This is a genomic window from Kribbella sp. NPDC026596, assembly GCF_040638415.1.
GTDB lineage: Bacteria > Actinomycetota > Actinomycetes > Propionibacteriales > Kribbellaceae > Kribbella.
The window spans coordinates 1-2898 of record NZ_JBEZYF010000150.1; the positions used below are offsets into that span (position 1 = coordinate 1).

General features: G+C 68.4%; 4 protein-coding genes. 2 read left to right on the forward strand and 2 right to left on the reverse strand.

What is annotated here, in order from left to right:
- Positions 1–82 precede the first annotated feature (82 nt).
- Positions 83–811, reverse strand: a complete 729-nt coding sequence (locus AB0E63_RS46320; protein WP_360381273.1) for an RDD family protein — start codon at positions 809–811, stop codon at positions 83–85.
- A 104-nt stretch (positions 812–915) separates the two neighbouring features.
- Between AB0E63_RS46320 and AB0E63_RS46325 the strand changes: the two genes are divergently transcribed.
- Positions 916–1356 carry a DUF2752 domain-containing protein gene (locus AB0E63_RS46325; protein WP_360381275.1) on the forward strand — a complete coding sequence of 147 codons (441 nt, stop codon included), beginning with the start codon at positions 916–918 and terminating at the stop codon, positions 1354–1356.
- Positions 1357–1409: 53 nt separating this feature from the next.
- Here AB0E63_RS46325 and AB0E63_RS46330 read toward each other — a convergent pair whose 3' ends face one another.
- Entirely contained in the window at positions 1410–2090 is a 681-nt protein-coding gene (locus tag AB0E63_RS46330) for a hypothetical protein (RefSeq protein ID WP_360381278.1), read from the reverse strand.
- 103 nt (positions 2091–2193) lie between these two features.
- Here AB0E63_RS46330 and AB0E63_RS46335 point away from each other — a divergent pair, with 103 nt between their 5' ends.
- A complete protein-coding gene (locus tag AB0E63_RS46335) occupies positions 2194–2769 on the forward strand; it encodes a hypothetical protein (protein ID WP_360381281.1) in 576 nt (191 codons plus the stop codon).
- The last annotated feature ends 129 nt before the right edge of the window (positions 2770–2898 follow it).

The following is a 2898-nucleotide window of genomic DNA, read 5'->3' on the forward strand; positions in this document are numbered from 1 at the left end:
GGTGGTAACCTGCGGTGACTTTCTCGGGGGGGGACCCGGCGGCTTTTAGTGCGCGCGGCGTCCGGGAGATCGCGGTACGACGTCAGAGCTTGATGACGTAGGTGTTGTTGATCTTGTCCGCGAACGTCTGGCGCTTCTCGTCCCACAGCGGCCACAGCCAGCCGACGTAGCAGGCGAGGCTGTCGAGGATGTGGGTGATCTGGCGCAGGAAGGTCTTGCCCGCGCCGATCGGCTGGCCGGTGTCGGCGCCGACCAGCTTCAGACCGAGGACCTGCTTGCCCACGGTCTGGCCGGTGCTGCCCTGGCGGATCACGATGTTCCAGATCGCCAGACCGATGCCGGCCAGGTAGAAGAGCAGGGCGAGGATGCTCAGCGCGGAGCTGTCACCGCTGCCCAGCGCGCTGGCGATGCCGTACGGCACGCCGACGATCAGGGCGTCGATGAGATAGCCGCCGACCCGGTTCGGCCACGCGGCCAGGTTGCCGGGGATCCCGCCGAAGCCTGCCGGCTGGCCGTAGCCCTGGGGGTAACCCGGCTGGCCGTACTGCTGGCCGTACTGCTGGCCGTAGCCCGGCTGCTGACCGTACTGACCCGGCTGCTGAGGCTGACCGTACTGGCCTGGCTGGCCCGGCTGCTGGCCGTACCCGGGCTGCTGCCCGTAGGCAGGCTGCGGCTGGGCGCCATAGCCGGGCTGCTGCTGCCCGTATTGACCCGGCTGCTGGGGCTGCCCGTACTGGCCCGGCTGGCCGTACTGACCCGGCTGCTGAGGGTCCTGCGGGCTGTAACCCGGCGGTGGCGTCGGAGTGCTCACGACGGTCCTTTCTACTGATGACTATTGAGGGGAACTTGCAGGCTAGTGGTCGGACGGCTCAGACCAGGCCACGGATCCCACGGGATGAGAGTTACCGTTGTCCGGTGAGTCTTTCGCTGAGCGTCGTACTCCGGCCGACCGGGCCGGTCCAGCCACTGGACCGGCGGGTGTGGGGCCTGACCGCTGTCGGAGTGGGTGGCTTCGGGCTGGCGGCCGTCTACCAGTTGTCCGGCGGGCACATCGGCATTCCGTGCATCCTGCACGCGACCACAGGGCTGAACTGCCCGCTGTGTGGATCGACCAGGATGGCGGCCGCATTGCTCCGCGGCGATCTGGACGCCGCCTGGCACTTCAACCCGGTGGTGCTCGTCCTCGGCCCGCTCGTCGGTGTTGCCGTCGGCTACCAGTTGCTTGCCTGGTCGCTCGAATCGCTCCGGCTGGTCCGGCTGCCGCGATTGACGATGAGCCCGCGGACCGCGGACTGGCTGCTCAAGGGCGTGATCGCCCTGCTCGTCGTGTACGGCGTCGCCCGCAACCTGAACTGAATCGTCGCCGGGCCTGTTCCCGGGCACCGGCGACGATCACTGCGCGTGGTGGATCAGTAGTTGCCGATCACTCCGGTGAGGTAGCCGAGCACGCTCAGTACCACGGAGACGATGCCGCCGATCCAGGCCACCTTGGCCAGGGTGTCCGACTTACCCTGCTCGCGGAACTTGCCCTGGGCAATCAGACCGAGCGCGATCGAGGCGGGGCTGCAGCAGAACCAGCAGACGATGCCGATGATCGACAGCACCTGCGGTGTGTTGTTCTGCTGGGCCGCACCGTACCCGTAACCGCCAGGCTGGCCGTACTGACCGTAGGCACCGGGCGGTTGCTGACCGTACTGTCCCGGCTGGCCGTACTGCTGCCCGTACTGGCCCGGCTGCTGCCCGTACCCCGGCTGCTGCTGGCCGTACTGACCGGGCTGGCCCGGGTATCCGCCCTGGCTCTGGTTGTACGGATCCGGCTGCTGCTGCCCGTAGCCAGGCTGCTGGCCGTAACCGGGCTGTTGCCCGTACTGGCCCGGCTGCCCGTACTGACCGGGCTGCTCCTGGCCGTATTGACCGGGCTGCTCCTGGCCGGGCTGCCCGTACTGCTCCTGACCCGGCTGGCCCCACTGCTGACCCGACTGGCCCGGCTGACCGTACTGACTCGGCGGCTGCTGCTCCGGGGTCTCGGGGGTGTCCTGCGGCCGGTTCGGGTCGTTCTGATCGTCGCCCGGAGGCGTCGGAGTGCTCACCGCGGTCCCTTCTGAGAACGTCGAGGAATCCTCGCAGGCTATCTTTTCCACAGGTTCGCGGTCACGCACCCTCGCCGGATGCCGAACGCTTAGGGTTAGGCGGGTGACCGAAACCCCTCACTCTCCGCATGATCCCCGCCCCGAGAGTCCGGAGCCGACCCGGAATCTCCCGGTGCAGTACGAGGCCGCACCGGCGCCCCAGCCCGGGCCTTACATGCCGCCCTCGAGCCAGTTCGGGCCCACCCAGTTCACACCGCCGCCCGGGCCGTACCAGCCGCCTGTCGGCGGACCGCACCAGCAGCCGCAATCGCTGCCACTGCAGGCGTTACCGACCGGCCCGGTCCTCGTCACCGTCGGCGACATCTCGGTCGAGCAGTTCCGGATCGTGACCCCGGCCGGCGTGCTGCCGGCCCAGGGGACGAACTGGTCGGCGATGGACATGTCCCGGACCGAGGAGAAGATCCCCGCCTGGGCGATCATCCTGGCCATCGTCTTCGCGCTGGCCTGCCTGCTCGGTCTGCTGTTCCTGCTCTGCAAGGAGCGCAAGACGACCGGCTTCGTCCAGATCACCGTGCAGAACGGCAACCGCACCCACAACACCCACGTCGGCGTGAGCTCACCCCGCGATGTCGCCGACACGCTTGCCCGGGTCAACTTTGCCCGAACTCTCTGTGTCTGAAGGGTTTCCGTCTCCTGACACAACCGGCCGGCGGGTCGAGCGGGGTGGGGGGCCGGCGCGGGGGGTCGGAGGGCGGTTAAAGCGGATGCGCCGGGGTGTTGATTGGTATAGCACAAGTCTGTAGTACCT